At 68.8% G+C, this 19,343-nt stretch carries 15 protein-coding genes and 1 tRNA gene; 5 read left to right on the forward strand and 11 right to left on the reverse strand.

Annotated features, from left to right (window positions below; all coding sequences use genetic code 11):
* Positions 1 to 19: 19 nt before the first annotated feature.
* The 4 genes from G8346_RS07925 to thiO all read right to left on the reverse strand — a co-directional run bounded on the left by G8346_RS07925 (position 20) and on the right by thiO (position 3,667).
* The gene (locus tag G8346_RS07925; RefSeq protein ID WP_166049969.1) at positions 20 to 1,672 is read right to left on the reverse strand and encodes a peptide ABC transporter substrate-binding protein; all 1,653 of its coding nucleotides are present in this window, start codon (positions 1,670 to 1,672) and stop codon (positions 20 to 22) included.
* Between the two features lie 293 nt (positions 1,673 to 1,965).
* Positions 1,966 to 2,041: transfer RNA gene (locus G8346_RS07930), tRNA-Thr, on the reverse strand.
* A 68-nt stretch (positions 2,042 to 2,109) separates the two neighbouring features.
* Positions 2,110 to 2,523: a Fur family transcriptional regulator gene (locus G8346_RS07935; protein ID WP_166049971.1), complete on the reverse strand. Its 414-nt coding sequence runs from the start codon at positions 2,521 to 2,523 to the stop codon at positions 2,110 to 2,112.
* A gap of 34 nt (positions 2,524 to 2,557) precedes the next feature.
* Positions 2,558 to 3,667, reverse strand: coding sequence for a glycine oxidase ThiO (gene thiO / locus G8346_RS07940; RefSeq protein WP_166049974.1), 1,110 nt, complete (start codon positions 3,665 to 3,667; stop codon positions 2,558 to 2,560).
* A gap of 117 nt (positions 3,668 to 3,784) precedes the next feature.
* Here thiO and G8346_RS07945 point away from each other — a divergent pair, with 117 nt between their 5' ends.
* From G8346_RS07945 to G8346_RS07965, 5 genes are read left to right on the forward strand one after another with little or no spacing between them, the layout of a single operon-like run.
* Complete coding sequence (locus G8346_RS07945) at positions 3,785 to 4,288, forward strand: GspH/FimT family pseudopilin (protein WP_166049976.1); 504 nt, start codon at positions 3,785 to 3,787, stop codon at positions 4,286 to 4,288.
* Positions 4,285 to 4,692, forward strand: a complete 408-nt coding sequence (locus tag G8346_RS07950; protein WP_166049978.1) for a hypothetical protein — start codon at positions 4,285 to 4,287, stop codon at positions 4,690 to 4,692. Before G8346_RS07945 ends, G8346_RS07950 begins: the two co-directional genes overlap by 4 nt.
* On the forward strand, positions 4,689 to 5,531 hold the full coding sequence (locus G8346_RS07955) for a prepilin-type N-terminal cleavage/methylation domain-containing protein (protein ID WP_166049980.1): 843 nt from the start codon (positions 4,689 to 4,691) through the stop codon (positions 5,529 to 5,531). The genes G8346_RS07950 and G8346_RS07955 overlap by 4 nt, the downstream gene beginning before the upstream one ends.
* Positions 5,528 to 6,001, forward strand: a complete 474-nt coding sequence (locus tag G8346_RS07960) for a hypothetical protein (RefSeq protein ID WP_166049982.1) — start codon at positions 5,528 to 5,530, stop codon at positions 5,999 to 6,001. Before G8346_RS07955 ends, G8346_RS07960 begins: the two co-directional genes overlap by 4 nt.
* On the forward strand, positions 5,998 to 6,408 hold the full coding sequence (locus G8346_RS07965) for a type IV pilin protein (protein ID WP_166049984.1): 411 nt from the start codon (positions 5,998 to 6,000) through the stop codon (positions 6,406 to 6,408). The genes G8346_RS07960 and G8346_RS07965 overlap by 4 nt, the downstream gene beginning before the upstream one ends.
* 32 nt (positions 6,409 to 6,440) lie before the next feature.
* Here G8346_RS07965 and ispH read toward each other — a convergent pair whose 3' ends face one another.
* The 7 genes from ispH to G8346_RS08000 form a co-directional block, all read right to left on the reverse strand.
* Positions 6,441 to 7,379, reverse strand: a complete 939-nt coding sequence (gene ispH, locus G8346_RS07970) for a 4-hydroxy-3-methylbut-2-enyl diphosphate reductase (RefSeq protein ID WP_166049986.1) — start codon at positions 7,377 to 7,379, stop codon at positions 6,441 to 6,443.
* The gene (locus G8346_RS07975) at positions 7,379 to 10,642 is read right to left on the reverse strand and encodes a S41 family peptidase (RefSeq protein WP_166049988.1); all 3,264 of its coding nucleotides are present in this window, start codon (positions 10,640 to 10,642) and stop codon (positions 7,379 to 7,381) included. The genes ispH and G8346_RS07975 overlap by 1 nt, the downstream gene beginning before the upstream one ends.
* Positions 10,643 to 10,675: 33 nt before the next feature.
* Complete coding sequence (gene lspA / locus G8346_RS07980) at positions 10,676 to 11,194, reverse strand: signal peptidase II (protein ID WP_166049991.1); 519 nt, start codon at positions 11,192 to 11,194, stop codon at positions 10,676 to 10,678.
* The gene (gene ileS / locus G8346_RS07985) at positions 11,191 to 14,016 is read right to left on the reverse strand and encodes an isoleucine--tRNA ligase (protein WP_166049993.1); all 2,826 of its coding nucleotides are present in this window, start codon (positions 14,014 to 14,016) and stop codon (positions 11,191 to 11,193) included. Before ileS ends, lspA begins: the two co-directional genes overlap by 4 nt.
* Entirely contained in the window at positions 14,009 to 14,995 is a 987-nt protein-coding gene (locus G8346_RS07990; RefSeq protein WP_166049994.1) for a bifunctional riboflavin kinase/FAD synthetase, read from the reverse strand. The genes ileS and G8346_RS07990 overlap by 8 nt, the downstream gene beginning before the upstream one ends.
* A 46-nt stretch (positions 14,996 to 15,041) precedes the next feature.
* Positions 15,042 to 16,622, reverse strand: coding sequence for a murein biosynthesis integral membrane protein MurJ (gene murJ, locus G8346_RS07995; protein WP_166049997.1), 1,581 nt, complete (start codon positions 16,620 to 16,622; stop codon positions 15,042 to 15,044).
* A gap of 176 nt (positions 16,623 to 16,798) precedes the next feature.
* Positions 16,799 to 19,027, reverse strand: a complete 2,229-nt coding sequence (locus G8346_RS08000; protein WP_166049999.1) for a hypothetical protein — start codon at positions 19,025 to 19,027, stop codon at positions 16,799 to 16,801.
* Positions 19,028 to 19,343 lie beyond the last annotated feature (316 nt).

A 19,343-nucleotide genomic window follows, 5' to 3' on the forward strand; every position in this document is an offset into this window, starting at 1 on the left:
CGGTAGCTTCGCTTCTGCATCAGTGCTTCAGGATCTCCAGGTCCTTGGTCTGGATGAAGTCCTGCACGTGCGGCCGGTAGTTGCCGACCCACGGCTTCACCAGCCGCTTGGTGACGTAGAAATATACCGGGATCACCGGCACGTCCTCCATCACCAGCTGCTCCGCCTGGTGCATGAGCTCGGCGCGCCGCTCCAGGTCGTTCTCGCGCGCGGCTTCCTCGAGCAGCGCGTCGTATTGCGGGTTGTTCCAGCCCGGGTCGTTGAGCCCGCTCTGGGAATGCAGGATCTCGAGGAAGTTGTAGGCATCGTTGTAATCGGCAATCCAGCCGGCGCGGAACACCTGCGTCGTCTGCTTGGTGCGCCGCGTCTCCAGGTAGACCTTCCACTCCTCGTTCACCAGCTCCACTTCGATGCCCAGCGCCTCTTTCCACATCGAGGCGATGGCCACGGCGATGGTGCGATGATTTTCATGGGTGTTGTAGAGGATCTGCACCTTGAGCGGGTTGTCGCGCGAGTAGCCGGCCGCCTCGTACAGGCGCCGCGCCTCGGCCACGCGTTCCTCCTGTGTCCAGGCCGCCCATTCCGGCACCACCTGCTCGTAGTTCGCCGCCCGTGGAACATAACCGTAGGCCGGGATCTCGCCCGCCGTGGTCACCTGCCGCGTCAGGATCTCGCGATCCACGGCGAGATTCAGCGCGCGGCGCAGCTCGACGTTGTCCTTGAAAGGGGGCTGGGTGACATTGAGGCCGTAGTAGTACACGCCGAGATACTCGCTGATCACCAGCTCGTCGGGCAGGTTCTCGCGGATCCAGCCGAGCTGCCGGAAAGGCAGGTCGTAGGTCATGTCGAGGGCGTCGGCGCGATAGCGTTGCAGCTCGGTGGACTGGTTCTCGATGGGGTAGAACCAGACTTCGTCGATGGTCGTGTTGTCGTTGTCCCAGTAGTAAGGATTGCGCTCCATGACGATGTGCGACTGCATCACCCAGTCCTTGAGACGATACGCGCCGTTCGAGACCAGCCGCCCGGGGCGCGCCCAGCGGCCGCCGTAGCGCTCCACGGTCGGACGGTGCACCGGGTATGCGGAGGAATGATTCAGCACGCCGAGGAAATACGGCGTCGGCGCCTCGAGGCGGATCTCCAGCGTGAGGTCGTCGATGGCGCGCACCCCCAGCGCCTCGGGCGGCAGCTCGCCGGCGATCACCTTCTCGGCGTTGAGGATCGGCCGCAGCATGATGCTGTAGTTCGACAGCGTCGCCGGATCCACCGAGCGCCGCAGGCCGTACGCGAAATCCTGCGCCGTGACCGGGTCGCCGTTGGACCAGCGGCCGTTCTCCCGCATGTGAAAAACGTACACCGTGCCGTCCGCGCTGATCTCCCAGGCGCGGGCCGCGCCCGGCACGATGCCAAGCTCCGGGTCGTCGTTGGTCAGGCCTTCGAACAGGTCCCGCTGCAGGTTGGACTCGGGCACGCCCTCGCTCTTGTGCGGGTCGAGCGACTGCGGCTCGGCGCCGTTGCCCCGGCGCAGCACCTGGCGTGCCGCCAGCTCGCGACCGGACTCGCCGCCGATCTTCGTCTGCCCGGCCGCTTCACGACCCGCCGACCCCGGGTCAGAGCAGCCCGAGAGCAGGAGCGAAAGGCAGGCCAGCGCGTATAAGAAAGCGACACGAAGCATGGGTTCCGGGACGGCAGCCAAACGAACGCCGGAAGGTACCACAAAGCGACGGCATCGACCCCCGAGGTACTGGTGGCTGCCGTGAAGCGGTTCTAGAATCGGGTACCGGCCGCTTGGGCGCACGGCCGGTGTCACCCAGTCGGCGCTCGATTCCGCGACAGGAGCAGGGCCATGAGCAAGGGTATGGATCGGAAGAAGGAAACGAAGAAGAAACCGGCCAAGACACCGGAGGAAAAGCGCGCCGAGAAGCGTGCCAAGAAGGGCAAGTAGCGCCCGGACGGAAGACCATGGAATGGTGCCGGAGAGTGGATTCGAACCACCGACCTGCTGATTACGAATCAGCTGCTCTGCCGACTGAGCTACCCCGGCACTGGGACCTTCGCGAGGCGGCGAAGTATAGGAGATGGCCGCCGTAGCGGCAATGCCGCAGGGCCGGCTCAGGCGCGGCTGCGCACCCGGATGATGACGTCCACGCCCTCGCGCTCCATGCCCTCGGGCGCGTTGGGCACGCCGGCAAAAGACACGGACTCCACGGGGATATCGATCATCTCGCCCGTGTCGACGTTGTAGAAGTGATGGTGCTCGTGGACCGTGGAGTCGTAGTAGACGCGATCGCGGTCGACCACCAGCTCGCGCAACAGGCCGCACTCCACGAACAGGTTCAGGGTGTTGTACACGGTCGCCTTGGAGACGCGAATGCCGCTCGAGCGCGCGCGTTTCAGGAGCTGCTCCGCGGACACGTGCTGCGGCCGCGACAGCACCAGCTCGGCCAGCTTGAGTCGCTGCGTGGTGGGCTTGGCGCCGTGCCGGGCCAGCCGGGACGCGATTTTTTCCTGCGTGTTCATAGGCATCCGAACCTCGTGCATGAGCCGCATTATATTCAGCTCAGCCCTTGCGTGCCACATGCCGCGCCGGGTCGTAGGGACCGGGGTCCAGCGGCGGCTCCGCCCCGCCCAGCAACGCTTCGAGCAGCTCGGCCGACCCCGGCGCCAGGTTGACGCCGTTGCGGAAGTGCCCGGTGTTGAGCCAAAGCCCGTCGACACCCGGCACCCGCCCGATCATCGGCACCCCCTCCGGCGACCCGGGCCGCAGCCCGGCCCACTGCCCCTGCACCGCGAGCGTGCCCAGCAGCGGCATCATCCCCGCCGCCGCCTCCTGCAGCTCGCGCGCCGCCTCCGCGGTGGTGGCGTTGTCGAAGCCGGCGTCCTCCAGCGTGCTGCCGACGAGTACCACGCCGTCCTGGCGCGGGATCACGTAGCGGCCTGCCCGCATCAGCATCTGGCCGAGCACCGGGCGCGGCAGCATGTACCAGAGGATCTGACCGCGCACCGGCCGCAGCGGCAACTCCAGGCCCAGCGGCGCCACCAGCGACCCGCTCCAGGCACCGGCCGCGATGACCACCTCGGCCGCCTCGAGGCGACCGTGGCGGCCGGCCTCGACCGTCACGCCATTGCCGGCCGGTTGCAGCTTCACTTCGCCGGCGCGGTCGAGGAGCTCGACGCCGACACGCTCGAGGTCGGCGACCAGCGCATCAAGAAAGCGCGGATTACGGATCTGGCCGATGTCCGGCAGCCAGGCGGCGGGGCCCTCGCCCCGCGCGGCTGCGGGCGCCACGCGCGCCAGCCGGTCCGCATCCAGCACTTCGGCGCGTTGTCCGGTGCGGCGGGCGAAGGCCAGCGCCGCCTCGGGATCGGGGCAGTCGAGGTAGATCATCCCGGTGGCGCGGTACTCGGGATCGATGCCGGTCCAGTGGATGAGCTGCTCGGCGAGCCGGGGCAGCATCGGCAAGGAGCGCGCGGCGAGGTCCATCACCGCCGCCGGCGCCTCCCAGGGCACCAGCGGGGACATGATGCCGCCGCCGGCGCGGGACGTGCCGCGGCCGGCTCGGTCGCGCTCCAGCAGCACGACCTTGTGCCCCGCCTGTGCCAGCCTGCGCGCGCTCAGCATGCCGACCGCGCCGGCGCCGATGACGATGATGTCGCTGCGCTTGTTCAATTTCTTCTCCCGTGGCTGCGCTCACTTTAGCGGGGCGGATATCGGCGCGAAAGCCGCAGTTTCCGCCCCTCCCCCGGGGGCGCCGAAAGCGGCAGCCTTGAGACACGGAGGGAGACCGTGAGAAAGGCGCAAGGACTGACGCTGATGGAACTGCTGGTGGCGCTCGCGCTGCTGGCCGTGCTCGCCGCGCTGGCGACGCCGGCCCTGGAGAGCCTGAGGCTCAACGCCACCCGGGCGGCGACGATGGAGGGCCTGTTGCGTGCCGCCTGGTACGCACGCAGCGAGGCCGTGCGTCGCGGCAGCGCGGTCGTGCTCTGCCCCGCCGGGGCCGGCGGCGCCTGCCTGCCGCGGCGCGAGGCATGGGGCCGTGGCTGGACGGTGGCGGGTGCCGCGGCGCCGGACATGCCGCTGAGGACCGGCCCCGGGGTACGCCATGCGCGGGTCGCGCTGCTGGCCAACCGCGATGCGTTCACCTTCGAGACCCGGGACCGGCGCAGCACCAACGGCACGCTGGCATGGTGCGACCCGCGCGGCGCGAGCGCGTCGCGAGCGATCGTGATCTCGCCCACCGGGCGCCCGCGGCTGGAACACGGGTCCGGCTCGCTGGAGTGCCCGCCATGAAGGCGCGCGGTTTCGCCATGACGGAGGCGCTGGTCGCGCTCGCGGTGTTCGGGGTGGCCGTGACGGGCAGCCTCGGCCTGGCGCTGGAGGGCTTCGCGACGACATTGGAGGCCAGGCGGGCGCAGCAGGCGGCGGTGCTGGCCGCGGATCTCGCCGGGCGCATCGCGGTGCTGCCGGGCGTCGACTGGACCAGCCTGCCGGCCGTCGCGCTATGCGAGCCCGGTTGCAGCCCGGCACAACTCGCGGCCCTGGAGCTCGCGCGGTGGCGCCAGGTGCTGGGCGAGACGCTGCCGGCGGCGGGCGCAACACTGGCACCCGGTAGCACCGGATCCTTGCTGTTGCGGCTGGAGTGGATCGAGACGGGCGGCGCGGCACGCGAGCTCGAGCTGGAGATCGTGCCATGAAAGGCCGTTGCGCACGGGGGTTCAGCCTGGTCGAGGTGCTGGTGGCCATGACGCTGGCGCTGCTGCTCACGCTGTCCATGACCACCCTGCACGCCCGGGTGCTGCGACTCTCGCTCGATTCCGCGGCCGCAGCCGATGCCCAGGATGCGCTGCGCATCGCGCTGGCCCTGCTCGAATACGAGCTGGCGCATGCCGGTTACTGGGGGCTGGTCCCGGACGCGGCCACGATCGAGGGGCGCCGCGGCGACGCCATACCGCTGGAGGTGACCGTGAGCGGCGACTGCGGACCCGACTGGAGCATCGACCTCGACCGGCCCCTGCAGGCCTGGTCCTCGGGGTGGCCGCTCGAGTGCGCGCCTTATGCCGGCGCGCCCCCGCGCGGCGGCATGCTGGTTCTGCGCCGCGTCGAGACAGGGACTGCAGCGCCGGAAGCGGGACGCCTGCAGGTCCAGGCCGACTTCTGGGGCGGGCGGCTGGTCGCGGACGCGGATGCGCTGCCACCGGGGTACGAAGGACGCGACCTGGTGGCGCGCGCCTATTACGTCAGCCCGCGCGCCATCGGCGATGTGTCCCGTCCGGCGCTGCGCCGCAAGACGCTGCAGCGCGGACCACGGCTGGTCGACGAGGAGATCATGCCCGGCATCGCGGCGCTGGAGATCGAGCTCGGCGTGGACGCCGACCTGCCGGGCGACCCCGGCCACGGCCAGGCCGACGCCTTCGTGGCGCCCGAGACGGCAACCGCGCCGGTAGTGGCCGTGCGCCTCACCCTGCGCAGCCACGACGCGCCGGGGCTGGTGCTGACGCGCACCGTTCCCCTGCGCAACGGGCCGCTGCCGTGACCCGCAGCAGGAGCCGCCGCACTGACCGCCGGCGCCTCCTTCGCGCCGGCGGCAGCGCCCTGGTGGCCATGCTCGCCTTCCTCGCGGCCGGCGTGCTGCTCGCCGGCGGGCTGGCGCGCTCGGCCGCGCTGGAGATGGCCATGGCGCAACATGCGCTGTCCGGGTTACGCGCGCGTACGGCTGCGGAGGCAGGGCTCGCCGCCGCCCTGCGCGCGCAGGGCTGGTCGGCCACGGCCACGTGGGAAGGACACGGGGCGCTGGCAGGGGGCGCATCCTGGACGGCGCAGGTCGAGCTCGTCGGCGCCCGCGTCGACCCGACCGGCGGCGCGACCGAGTGGGTGTTCGAGGCGCGCAGCATCGGCCGGGCCTCGGCGGCACGGGTGGTGCTGTCGCAAGGCTTCTCCGTCACGGGCGCACTGCCCGGCACGCCGGCACCCACCTGGTGGCGGCAGCTGGAGCCGGCGCCGTGAGCAAAGGCTTCACGCTGGTCGAGCTGCTCGCCTGCATCGCCATCGCCGCGTTGCTGGCCGCAGTGGCGATTCCTTCCTGGCGCGGCGTGATGCTGCGCGCCCAGCGCAGCGACGCGGTCCAGGCGCTGTACGCGGTCGCCGCCGCGCAGGAGCGCTATCGCATGGTGTACGGGCGTTATGCGGACCAGGCCGGGCCGGCGCCGCCGGTGGGACTCGGCCTCGCCGCCAGCGAGCGGGGCTGGTATCGGCTGCGCATCGAACGCGCGGACGAGAGCGCCTTCGTCGCCAGCGCCCGGCCGGCCGCGGGATCACCGCAGGCCGGGGACGCGGCGTGCCGCCTGTTCACCATCGACGCGCTGGGCGTGCGCGGTTCGGCCCCGGCCGCGCCGGAGACCTGCTGGCCCTGAACCTCGCTGCAAAGGCGATCGGCGGCGCGGTCTCAGGCGGAACGGAGCACCTTCGGCAACGAGAACACCACGTGCTCCTCGCGGCCCTTGATCTCCTCGGGCACTTCCCCGCCCCATTCCTTGAGGCGTGCCACCACTTGCTGCACCAGGATCTCCGGCGCCGACGCGCCGGCCGTGACGCCGACGGCGGCGCAGCCCTCGAACCAGGCCTGGCGCAGGTCGTCCGCGCCGTCGACCATGTAGCCCGGAATACCTGACTTGAGCGCGATCTCCTTCAGGCGGCTGGAGTTCGAACTGGTCTGCGACCCGACCACCACGATGGCGTCGCAGTGTTGCACCAGGTCCTTCACCGCGTCCTGCCGGTTCTGCGTGGCGTAGCAGATGTCTTCCTTGCGCGGGCTGGTGAGGGTCGGGAAGCGGCGCTTCAGCGCCTCGATCACGCGCGCGGTGTCGTCCACGGACAGCGTGGTCTGGGTGACGAAGGCGAGCTTTTCGGGCTCGCGCACCTCGAGCCGGTCTACATCCTCCGGATTCTCCACCAGGTAGATGTCCCCGCCGCGGCTGCGGTCGTACTGGCCCATGGTGCCTTCCACCTCGGGGTGGCCGGCGTGGCCGATGAGGATCACCTCGCGGCCCTCGCGGCCGTAGCGCGACACCTCCATGTGCACCTTGGTGACCAGCGGGCAGGTGGCGTCGAACACCTCGAGCCCGCGCCGCGCCGCCTCGGCCTGCACGGCCTTGGATACGCCGTGGGCGCTGAAGATGACCGTGGCGCCGTCCGGCACCTCGTCCAGCTCGTCCACGAACACGGCGCCGAGGTTGCGCAGCCGGTCCACCACGTAGCGGTTGTGCACCACTTCATGGCGCACGTAGATGGGCGCGCCGAACAGTTTCAGGGCGCGCTCGACGATGTCGATGGCGCGATCGACGCCGGCGCAAAAGCCGCGGGGGTTGGCAAGCAGGATCTTCATCAGCGGAACCTGAAATCGGTCGGCGCCGGGGGCGTCTCGATGCGCCGCGGCGGGTTCGCCTCCAGCGCCTCGAGCATCACCTCGACCGCCTTCTCCAGGCTCGGGTCGCGCCCGGCGGCGATCGCCTCCGGGCGGTCGATGACCTCGATGTCGGGCGCCACGCCTTCGTCCTCCACCGCCCAGTTGCCCTCGGTGTCGAGGAAGCGGAAGGTCGCCGGGATGATGCTGCCGCCGTCCGCCAGGCCCGGATTGCCGCTGATGCCGATCAGACCGCCCCAGGTGCGGGTACCGATCAGCGGCCCGAGTTCCAGCTTGCGGAAGTAATACGGCAGGGCGTCGCCGCCGGAGCTGGCGAGGCCGTTGATGAGCATGGCCTTGGGCCCGTCGTGGCTCAAGAGCGGCCGCGGCTGCGGTTCGAAGCCGCGCCACACCCAGTAGTTCAGCGGCGTGCGCGCCAGCATCTCGATCATACGGTCCGGGATGAAGCCGCCGCCGTTGTAGCGGTCGTCGATGATCAGCGCATCGCGCCGGGCCTCGGCGAGCATGCCCTTGAACAGCTCCCGGTTGCCCTCCACGGCCGTGTTGGGCACGTGGATGTAGCCGACGCGCCCGCCCGACAGCTCGTGCACGCGCTCGCGATTGCGCGTCACCCACTCGAGGTAACGCAGCGGCGTCTCGCTGGTCACGGTCTTCACCTTCTCCACGCGCGCGCCGCGCTCGCTCGCCCGGTCGTTGAGCGTGAGCTCGACCACGCGGTCACCCTTGTTCTGCAACAGGCGGTAGAAGTTGTCCACGCCCTGCGTGCTGACGCCGTCGACGGCGAGGATGAAATCGCCTGCGCTGGCGTTGACGCCGGCCTCGGTGAGCGGCGAACGGTAGTAGTCGTGCCAGTTCTCGCCGGGGAAGATCCGAGCGATGCGGAAATAGCCCGACTCGTGCGGCTCGATGTGCGCCCCCAGCAGGCCGCCGGGCTTGCGCTCGGCGCCCGGCGTGCCGGGGCTGCTGTTGACGTAGATGTGCCCGGCGTTCAGCTCGCCGCCCAGCTCGCCGAAGATGTAGTCGAGATCGGCGCGGTGCGCCACGTGGTCGACGAGCGGCGCGTAACGGTCGCGGATGGCCTCCCAGTCCTGGCCGTGATGGCCGGGATCCCAGAACCAGTCGCGCAGGATGCGCCAGCCGTCGACGTACATCTGCTGCCACTCGACCCGCGGGTCGACGAGCATCTCCATGCCCTCCAGCTTCAGGGCCGTCTTGCCCGCGTCCACCTCGGGCTTGGCGTCCGCAATGCCGAACTTGTCGCGCTGCCGCCAGAGCAGCTTCTTGCCGTCGGCCGAGAGCGCGTAGCCGGTGACGCCGTCGAGGACCTTCTGCGCTTCGCGCTTCTCCAGGTCGTAGTAACGCAGCTCGTTGCCATTGCCCTGCTGGGCGGAAATAAAGAACAGGCCGCCCTCGTTGGCAGTGAGGCCGACGTAATTCGCGGCCGGCGCGTCGAGCACCGTGACGCGCTCGTTGAACCCGGCGAGGTCGAACCGAACCGGCTCCGGCTTGCCCTTCTTGTCCTTGTCCTCGTCCTTGCTCTCTTCCTTGTCCGCCGCGACCGGGGTGACCTCGTCGCTGCGCGGCCGGTTCAGCGCCGGGCCGTCGGCCGCCAGCGTGGCGGCATAGAGGCGCGTGGCGTTGTTGTAGAGATAGTTGAACTCGTAGCTGGAGAACACCAGGTTCCAGTCGCGCGTCGAAGTGAAGTACAGGTAGCGGCCCTTGGGATCGAAGGCCGGGCTCTGCTCGTTGGTGGCATCCGTGGTGAGCTGCGTGGCCTCGCCCGAGGCCAGCGAATAGACCCAGATGGAGCTGTTGAAGCTCTCGTTCACCTTCGTATAGGCCAGCCAGGCGCTGTCCGGCGACCAGGTGTACTGGGTCAGGTTGCGGAAGGCGTTGTTGGTGAAACGGGTCGTGTCGACCACGCGCACCCGGCCGCTCTCCACCTCGACGATGCTGAGGCGGTTGTCGCTGTCGGCAAAGGCCAGCTTCTTGGAATCCGGCGCCCACACGGGCGGGAAGCGCCACACCTGGCCGTCCTTCGTGACCTGCTTCGGCTCGCCGCCGCCATCCTGCGGTCGCACGTACAGTTCGTACTCCCCGGTGGCGTCGGACAGGTAGGAGATCCAGCGGCCGTCCGGGGACCAGGCCACGCTGATCTCGCGCGCCGCGGGCGTGCGGGAAATGTTACGGATCTCGCCATGCTGGGCCGGCACGGTGAAGATCTCGCCGCGCGCACCGAACACGGCGCGCTCGCCCTGCGGGGCGATGTCGAAGCTCTCGATGTTGTCGCTGACGTTCTTGAAGGCCGGCAGCGCATGGGGCCGGTCGCCGGTGACCTGGATGGGGATGCGGGTGGTCTGCGCCGTGGCCGGGTCGTGCAGCCAGATGTAGCCGCCGTTCTCGAACACGATGCGACTGCGGTCGGAGCTCGGCCACAGCACGTCGAACTCGTCGAAGGTCGTGACCTTGGTGACGTTACCGCCGTCCATGTCCATGGCAAACAGGTTGAGGGTGAAGTCGCGGTCGGAGACGAAGTAGATGCGGCCGTCGACCCACAGCGGCTGGTGGTCGGTGCCGACGAAGTCGGTGAGCCGGCGCGAGGTATCGTTCACCAGGTCGTAGGTCCAGACGTCCTGCGCGCGCCCGCCGCGATGCCGCTTCCAGGTGCGGAACTCGCGGTCGATGGGCGTGTAGACATAGGTGTTGCCGTCGGCGGAGAGCATGCCGCCGCCCGTCTCCGGCGGGCCCAGCGGCTGTTCCATGCCGCCGGCGAAGGGCACCAGAATGGGCACGCCGTCGCGCTCGCCATGGGGCGTACGGTTGGCGCGCACCAGCACGTGCTGCCCGTCCGGCGTCCAGTCGAGGATGCGGTAATCCGTGCCGCCGCGCGGCGGCATCGGGCCGACGTCGGTGTAAAAGGTGAGCTGGCGGGGCGTGCCGCCGGCCGCCGGCATCACCCACACCTGACGGGTGCCGGTGTACTCGGCGGAGAACGCGATCCACTCGCCGTCCGGCGAGAACTTGGGATACAGCTCTTGTCCCTCGTCCGAGGTCAGGCGCTGCGCCACCCCACCGGCCGTGGACACGGTGTAGATGTCGCCGCCGTAGACGAAAGCCACCTGCCCGCCCCAGACGTCGGGGAAGCGCAGCAGGCGCGTGTCCTCGGCAGCCTGTGCGGGCGCTGCGATGGTGAAAGCGAGGACGAGAGGTATCAGGAATCTCATGCCGGATCTCCGGTGAAAGAAAATGTTGACCGCCTAGATCACTTTTTGTTTCCGGCGGCTCTCGTAAAAGCTGTCGATGATGAGAATCGCGGCACCGACCGTGATGGCGGAATCGGCGACGTTGAATGCAGGAAAAAACGACCGCTCCCAGTGCACGCTGATGAAATCGATGACGTAGCCGTGCGCGACGCGATCAATGACGTTGCCGACCGCGCCACCGACCACCAGCGCCAGGGCAGCGGCGAGCCAGCCCTGGCCGCGCGCCGGCATGCGGCTCAGCCAGAAGCAGACCAGCACCGTCACCAGCACGGCGATGGCGATGAAGAACCAGCGTTGCCACCCGCCCGCGTCGGCGAGGAAGCTGAACGCGGCGCCGGTGTTGTGCAGGTGGGTGAGACCGAGGACCGGCAGCAGCTCAATGCGCTCGTAGAGCGCGAGGTTCTGTGTCACCAGCCACTTCGTGACCTGGTCCGCCGCGACGATCACGACCGAAAGCCACAGCCACCGCAGCGCACCAGCGCCCTGCCCTGCCTTGAGCTGCGCCTCGTTCATGCCCAGCGCCTCTGCTCGCCCGCGCCCGCCACGTTGGTGGCGCAGCGCCCACAGATCTCAGGGTGCGCCGGCTCCACGCCGACGTCCTCGCGCCGATGCCAGCAACGCGCGCACTTGGCATGCGCGGTCGGCGCCGCGAGCGCGTACAGCCGGCCGTCGAAGCCCTCCAGCGCCACCGCTTCGGCGGGGCGGGATTCCAGCGCCTCCACCCGTGCCTCCGAGGTCAGGAACAGGAAGCGCAATTCATCGCCCGGACGCCGCAGTGTCTCGGCGAGCTCCGCCTCCGCATACAGCACCAGCTCGGCGTCCAGCGAGCCGCCGATCTTGGCGGCGTTGCGCAACACCTCCAGTTCGCGCGCGACGGCGTCGCGCACCTCGTGCACCAGCTCCCAGTCCGGGTCGTCGTCACGCATCGGCACCGACGGCAGCTCGTGCCAGGTGGCGAGCAGCACCGACTCGGGCCGCGCGCCGGGCAGGCTGGCCCAGATCTCCTCCGAGGTGAACGCCAGCACCGGGGCCAGCCAGCGCACCATCGCCTCGATGACGTGGTACATCGCCGTCTGCGCCGAGCGCCGCGCATGGCTGTCGCGCGGCGTGGTGTAGAGGCGGTCCTTGAGCACGTCGAGATAGAAACCGCCCATGTCGAGCACGCAGAAGTTGTGCACCTTCTGGTAGATGTGGTGGAACTCGTAGTCGCGGTAGGCCTTCAGCACCTCCTGCTGCAGGGCCGCTGCGCGCGCGACGGCCCAGCGGTCCAGCGCGATCATTTCGTCCGCGGCCACCTGCTGCGTCGCCGGGTCGAAGCCGGCCAGGTTGCCGAGCAGGAAGCGCGCGGTGTTGCGCATGCGGCGATAAGAATCCGACATGCGCTTGAGAATTTCTTCGGAGACGCTGATCTCGCCGCGGTAGTCCGTCGCCGCCACCCACAGCCGCAGGATGTCGGCGCCCAGGCTGTTCAGCACCTTCTGCGGCGCCACCACGTTGCCCAGGCTCTTGGACATCTTGCGGCCCTTCTCGTCCACGGTGAAGCCGTGGGTCAGGACCGCGCGGTAGGGCGCGACGCCGTGCATCGCCACCGAGGTCAGCAGCGAGCTCTGGAACCAGCCGCGGTGCTGGTCGGAGCCCTCGAGGTAGAGCTCGGCGGGGAAGCCCACCTCCTCGCGCGTGGCGCTGAGGCAGTGGTGCATCAGGCCCGAGTCGACCCACACGTCCATGATGTCGCGCACCTTCTGGTAGCGCGCCGCCTCATCGCCGAGCAGCTCGGCCGGATCGAGCTCCCACCAGGCATCGATGCCCTCGCGCTCGACCCGGTCCGCCACCTCGCCCAGCAACCGCACCGACTCCGGATGCGGCTCGCCGGTCTCGCGATCGACGAACAGCGCGATGGGCACGCCCCAGCTGCGCTGGCGCGAGATGCACCAGTCCGGGCGCCCCTCGACCATGGCACGGATGCGGTTCTCGCCCCAGCCCGGCATCCACTGCACGCCGCCGATGGCTTCGAGCGCATTCCTGCGCAGGCCCTCGCGATCCATGCTCACGAACCACTGCGGCGTGGCACGGAAGATGAGCGGCGTCTTGTGGCGCCAGCAGTGCGGATAGCTGTGCTGCATGGACTCGTGGTGCAGCAGCGCGCCGCGTTCTTCGAGCAGCGCCACGATCAACGGGTTGGCTTCGAACACGTTCTTGCCGGCGACAAATTCCGTGCCCGGCTTGAAGCGGCCATCGTCGCCGACCGGGTTCTCCACCGCCAGTTCGTAGCGCTGGCCGACAACGAAGTCCTCGTGGCCGTGCCCGGGCGCCGTGTGCACCGCGCCGGTGCCGGCCTCGATGGTGACATGCTCGCCGAGGATCACCGGCACCTCGCGCTCGAGGAAGGGATGCTGCAGCAGCAAGCCCTCCAGCGCGGCGCCGCGGCACACCGCAAGCTCCTCGAAATGCTCCACGCCCCAGCGACGCGTCGCCTGGGCCAGCAGGTCGCGTGCCACCACGATGCGCTCGGGGCCGGCCGCGCCCGTGAAGCTGACCAGCGCGTACTCGAGCTCCGGATGCAGCGCCACGGCCTGGTTCGCCGGCAGGGTCCAGGGTGTCGTGGTCCAGATGGGGATCGACACCGGCCCCTCTGTGTTGCTCGCGGCATCGCCGCCGAAGGCCGCCAGCAGCGCCGCCTCGTCCAGCACCCGGAAGCGCGCGTCGATGGCGGGCGACTTCTTGTCGGCGTACTCGACTTCGGCCTCGGCCAGGGCCGAGCCGCAATCCAGGCACCAGTGCACGGGCTTGAAGCCCTTGTACACGTGCCCGTTGGCGAAGATGCGCGCGAAGGCGCGCAGCTGCTCCGCCTCGTAGCCGGGGTCCATGGTGAGATACGGCCGCTCCCAGTCGCCGAGGATGCCGAGGCGGCGGAAGTCCTTGCGCTGGCCGTCCACCTGCGCGCGGGCGAACTTGCGGCAGGCGTCGCGAAACTCGCGCGGCTGCAGTGTCTTGCCCACCGGGCCGTGCTCGCGTTCCACCACCAGCTCGATGGGCAGGCCGTGGCAGTCCCAGCCCGGGATGTAGGGCGCGTCGTAGCCGTCCAGGGTGCGGGAGCGGATGACGATGTCCTTCAGCACCTTGTTGACGCAATGGCCGAGATGAATGTCGCCGTTGGCGTAGGGCGGGCCGTCCGGCAGCAGGAAGGCCGGGCGCCCCTGCGCCGCGGCGCGGATCTTGCCGTAGAGGTCGCGCGCCTCCCAGTCCGCCAGCATGCCGGGCTCGCGCTGCGCCAGCCCCGCGCGCATCGGGAAGTCCGTCTGCGGCAGGTTCAGCGTGTCCTTGTAATCAGCCACCGTGTCGTTCCTCTGTTAATGGCCCGCGCGCTGATGAACCGGGCTCATGCCCCGAGTCCGCCAGGATGCGTCGCGCCTGGTCTGCGTCGCGCCGCATCTGTGCCGCCAGTGCGTCCAGGTCCTCGAAGCGCTGCTCGTCCCGCAGCCGCGCCACGAAATCCACCGTGATGCGGCGCCCGTACAGGTCGCCGCTGAAATCGAACAGGTGCACCTCGAGCAGGGGCTCGGTGCCGTCCACCGTCGGGCGGATACCCAGGTTGGCCACCGCCGGCCAGGGGTGCTGCCCCAGGCCACGCACCAGCACCGCAAACACCCCGGTCACCGGCAACACGCGCCGCCCCGGACGCAGGTTCGCGGTGGGAAAGCCCAGGTGGCGACCCTGCTTGCGGCCCTCGATCACCCGCCCGCTCATCCCATAATGCCGTCCGAGCAGCCGCGTCGCGAGCCCGAGATCGCCCGCGGCGAGGGCTTGGCGCACCGCGGTGCTGCTGACACGCATGCCGTCGACCGTGCGCGTGGGCGTGTCCGCGACCTCGAAACCGTAACGCTCGCCCGCGGCCCGCAGGGTGCCGAAGTCGCCGGCGCGATTGCGACCGAAACGGAAATCGTCGCCGATCACCAGGTAGCGCGTACCGAGGCCTGCCACAAGGTACTCGCGGATGAAGTCCTCGGGGGACAGCGCAGCCATGGCGGCGTCGAAGCGCGCGCAGAACAGCCGGTCCACGCCCTGCGCCGTGAGCGCCAGGTACTTCTCGCGGAAGCGCGCCAGGCGCGGCGGCGCCGCGGCGCCCATGAAGTATTCCCGCGGCGTCGGCTCGAAGCTCATCACCACCGTGGGTAGCGCGCGCGCGCGCGCGGCCTCGATGAGGCCGCCGAGCACCGCCCGGTGCCCCAGGTGCAGGCCGTCGAAGTTGCCGATGGTGACGGCCGAGCCCCGGTGCTCCGGACGCAGGTTGTGTTTGCCGCGTATCAGTTCCAAGGCGGTTTCCGGTGTCGGCACGCGAGGCGGGCCCAAAGACACCGGATTATACGGAATGCGGCGGCGAAGGCGCGCCCGTCGCGCTGCGCAGGTGGCGCGGGCGCAGACCGGCCAGCAGCAGGGCCGCCAGGTAGGCCCCCAGCCCGAGGAAAATGACGCCCGCCAGGCGCAGGCCACGCTCGTGCCAGGCCGCGTCCAGCCAGGCGTCCAGCGGGCCGGCCAGGACCCACAACCCCAGGCCCATGACCAGGTTGGCGAACAGCACCCGCGCCAACAGCGGCGCCCACCCCGAACCGGGGGCATAGACCTCCGCCCGGCGCAGCCCGCGGTACAGGGCGGTGGCGTTGTAAACGGCCGACAGTCCGGTGGCGGCGGCGAGGCCAGCGTGGGCGCCGGGCACCTGGTACACGTACATCGGCACCACGATGAGCATGTTGAGGACGATGTTGAGCAGCATGGCGCGGATGCTGATGCGCACCGGGGTCTTGATGTCCTGGCGGCTGAAATAACCCGGCGAAAGCACCTTCACCAGGGTGAAGCCGATCAGCGCCAGCGCGTAGGCCATCAGGCTCAGGCTGGCCATGCGCACGTCGAAGGGGGTGAACTCGCCGTACTGGAACAGCGTCGCCAGCATCGGCCCGGCCAGCATGAACAATCCCACCGCGGCCGGCAGGGCGATGACCACGACGAGCTTGAGCGCCCAGTCGAGGGTGGCCGAGAACTCGGCCATGGACTTCTCGGCATGTCGGCGCGACAGGCCCGGCAGGATCACGGTCGCCAGCGCGATGGCGAAAATGCCGAGGGGAAACTCCAACAGGCGGTCCGAGTAATACAGCCAGCTGATGCTCCCGGTCACCAGGAACGAGGCAATGACGCGATCGACGATGAGGTTGATCTGCGCCACCGAGGAACCGAGGATCGCAGGCAGCATGAGCCGGCCGATCTGGCGCACGCCGGGATGCTTCCAGCCCCACCGGGGCCGGGGCAGCAGTTTCAGGGCCCGCAGGAAAGGCAGCTGGAACGCCAGCTGCACCACGCCCGCAATCAGCACGCCCACCGCCACGCCGACGATGGGCCGCTCGAACATCGGCGCCAGCCAGAGCGCCGCCGCGATCAGCACCAGGTTGAGGAACACGGGGGTGAAAGCCGGCACGCCGAAGCGGCCGTAAGTATTCAGGATGCCCCCCGCCAGCGCCGTCAGCGAAATGAAGAACAGGTAGGGAAAGGTCAGCCGCAGCATCTCGCTGCCGAGCGCCAGCTTTTCCGGCTCCTGCAGGTAGCCGGGCGCGAAAAGCATAATGAACAGCGGGCTGGCGATGACGCCGACCAGGGTGATGAAAAACAGCGCGACGCCTAGCGTGCCCGTGACCCGGTCGGCCAGTTCCTTGACCTCCGCATGGCTGCGTTGCGCCTTGTACTCGCTGAGCACCGGCACGAAGGCCTGCGAGAAGGCGCCCTCGGCGAACAGGCGGCGCAAGAAATTGGGGATCTGGAAGGCGACGACGAACACGTCCATGCCCGCCCCCGCCCCGAACAGGCGCGCGAACACCACGTCCCGGGCGAAACCCAGCACGCGCGAAGCGAGGGTGTTGGCGCCGACGACGGTGGTGGAGCGGGCGTGGCTCATAGCGGGCTCGAGCGATCCTCAGTCGGGCCGCATCATAGTCCCACGCGCCGTGGCAAGGCGAGCGACTGCATGCAGGGGACAAAGAAAAAGGCCGGGAGATCACTCTCCCGGCCTTAATGTCTTTCTTCTTTTCGGTCGTCGGGGTGGGCCCGAAGGCCCACCCCTTGGTCCGATTGTTACTGCGCTGCGTCGATGATCGTCTGGCGACCCTCAGGGAATACCTGCGGGACCCAGCTGTTCTGGAACGCATGACCCCTCGTCGCACCGTCGGTGTGGCAAGTGATGCAAGCCGTCGTCTGCGCGCCCTGGAGCGTGTCGTCGATCTGGCCCGCGAAGTCCTCGCCGCTGTCCACGGTGGTGGCCATCGCTTCCGCCTGGTCAGGCAGCACCTCGAAGCCTTCCACGTGGCACGCATAGCAGGCGTTGAGTGCCCGCGGATACGTCGGCGCATGGAAGGTGTGGTTCTGCTCAACGTTGTCGGAGCCGAAGACGATCTGCGGACCCGTGCCCGGCCAGGTGGCCGGCAGGAAGGACTCGTCCGGCGCCCAGGCGTAGATACCGCGGTTACGGTAGATCACGTAAGCGGGACCCACGTCGCCTGCGGAGTGAACACGATGCAGCATCGTCTTCATTTCGAAGGTCTCGCCAGCCTTGCCGTCATACGCCTCGGAGGCATCGACGCCCATGCCGACGCGAACGTTCTGTTCGCTGGAGGCAGAGTTGTGGCAGAGGAGGCACATGTCGACGTTATCGACGCGGTTGCCGCCGTGCTGGTAGAGCGAACCCACATGGCACTTCAGGCACTCGCCGGTGTCGACCACGGCGCGACGCGCAGGCGCCGCGTCATCCGTGCCGAGCACCCAGTCGAACGTCGGGGTCGGGACCCGGACGCGCAGCAGCGCCGTGGCGCTGGCGGGGCTGACCACACCGGGCTTGCCCTGGATGGCCACGCGACCGACCTCGGCGTCCACGTCATCCGCGGGGATGATAGTGGTAGCGACATTGCCGGTGCAGGTCGTGTTGTCGGCAGTCAGGTTAACCGCTGCCGCCTGGCCGGGTGCGGAAGCCGTGCCGATGATGAAGTCATCACCCTGGGCGTAGCTGCGCAGCATGCTGAAGCCGCCGCCGCTGCCGCCGCCGGGCACATGGAACACCGGGGCACCCACAGCCACGGTGGCGTTGCACGGGTTGACGCCATTGCCGTCGTAGGTCGCCGTCCAGGTGATGGCCACGTCGGTACCGTCATCGACGATGCCGGTGATCTGCCAGGTGAACCGCTCGGCCTCGGTCACGGAGACGTCCGCACCGTTCCAGATCAGGCCGCTGTTTCCAGTAGACAGACCGTTATGGTAGGCAGCAACCGTAGCACCCGCGAGCGAGCCGTTATGGCACTGGCCGCAATCGGCCTCCGCCGGGTCCGCGATCTGCAGGTGGAACTCCAGACCGGTGAAGTCGAAGCCGTCCATGTCGCCGTGGCAAGTGAAGCAGCCCTCGCCCGTGACAGGCATGGCATTGACTGCCGTAAGCCCACCCTCGATGTCATGGCAAACACTGCAGTTCGTCATGTAGGTCGGGTAGGTCACGTCATAAGTGGTGCCACGCCCCGTCGGGCCGAAGACGCCGTCCGGGAAGTTGTGGGAGTTGTGAATCCCGTGCACGACGTACGGCAAGTCGCCGTAGGATGCGCCCGGCACATGGCAGACTGCGCACTGCTGCACGCCCATCGGATCGGCGTAGTGCGTCGCCAGCCGGCCGGCCTCACCGTTCTCGCCGTGGCAGTTGATGCAGGCCTGGTCGCTGACGCTGTTGTGCGCCGGCAGCGGCGACGGATAGTCGAGCCACACCATAGCGCGACTTTCGTGGTCCGGATCCGTGATCGCGAAGAAGAACCGCGTCGGTGTGACAGGCGGGGTTGCATAGTCCACAGCGCCGTTTGCGATGGTTATGGTGTAGTTGCCATCGGCACCACCCCCACCAATCGTGGAAACGTCGCTGATGAGGTCGCGGGCGTCACCGTCGAATGCGTACCCAAGGGGTATGTCATCGAATCGGCCCGTAAGGTAGTACTCAGTCAAACCGGCGGCATTTTCGCCGTCTATCTTGACGTTGAAGCTGAGCACCAGGTCGTTCCCGCTAATCGCAAAGGCCTGGTCGCTGACCGACACCACGCCATCAATGGCGTGCGCCGCCGGCGCAGAGGCAAAGGAGCCCTCGCTGTGGCAGACCGCGCAGCTTTCCAAGGGCAGCGTGACTACGGATTCGCCCGGAGGGCCTTCAGGTCCCGGAGGACCGACCGTGCCGGGGGCACCAGGTGCGCCGTCGGCGCCGTCATCGCCTTCACAGCCGGCGAGGCCTAAAAACGCAGCGAGCGCAATCGTCGCTGCCATTGTCCATTTAGAGTTCATTGTTCCCTCCACGGGATTAAAGCGCTTCCCCATGTGTGCGCACTCCGAACCTGTCCCATCGGGACCCCCTGGACGGAATGCTCGCCACACATAGTGGGCCGCTGCGAGGCTCCGGCCAATTAGGACATCTACGAAGACTATGGCAAATAAGACTCATTCCTAACATTTATTGAACTCGTATCTAAGCAATTGATTAGATTCGGGAAACTCTGCGTAAATCCCCTGATTGGATGAGGCGTCCACCACGTCCAATATCGTCCGCGGGCATCCCGACGCTGGGGGCTCCCTCGGGAGCGATGCGGGATGCGCTTATATG

The sequence above is a fragment of the Thioalkalivibrio sp. XN279 genome (genome assembly GCF_011089885.1).
Classification (GTDB): Bacteria; Pseudomonadota; Gammaproteobacteria; order Steroidobacterales; family XN24; genus XN24.

Bases quoted from the DNA above. Each gene is read 5' to 3' on its own strand.
- G8346_RS07925 (WP_166049969.1), bottom strand. From the start codon at position 1,672: ATGCTTCGTGTCGCTTTCTTATACGCGCTGGCCTGCCTTTCGCTCCTG.
- G8346_RS07935 (WP_166049971.1), bottom strand. From the start codon at position 2,523: ATGCCTATGAACACGCAGGAAAAAATCGCGTCCCGGCTGGCCCGGCAC.
- G8346_RS07950 (WP_166049978.1), top strand. From the start codon at position 4,285: ATGAAGGCGCGCGGTTTCGCCATGACGGAGGCGCTGGTCGCGCTCGCG.
- G8346_RS07955 (WP_166049980.1), top strand. From the start codon at position 4,689: ATGAAAGGCCGTTGCGCACGGGGGTTCAGCCTGGTCGAGGTGCTGGTG.
- ispH (WP_166049986.1), bottom strand. From the start codon at position 7,379: ATGAAGATCCTGCTTGCCAACCCCCGCGGCTTTTGCGCCGGCGTCGAT.
- G8346_RS07975 (WP_166049988.1), bottom strand. From the start codon at position 10,642: ATGAGATTCCTGATACCTCTCGTCCTCGCTTTCACCATCGCAGCGCCC.
- lspA (WP_166049991.1), bottom strand. From the start codon at position 11,194: ATGAACGAGGCGCAGCTCAAGGCAGGGCAGGGCGCTGGTGCGCTGCGG.
- murJ (WP_166049997.1), bottom strand. From the start codon at position 16,622: ATGAGCCACGCCCGCTCCACCACCGTCGTCGGCGCCAACACCCTCGCT.
- G8346_RS08000 (WP_166049999.1), bottom strand. From the start codon at position 19,027: ATGAACTCTAAATGGACAATGGCAGCGACGATTGCGCTCGCTGCGTTT.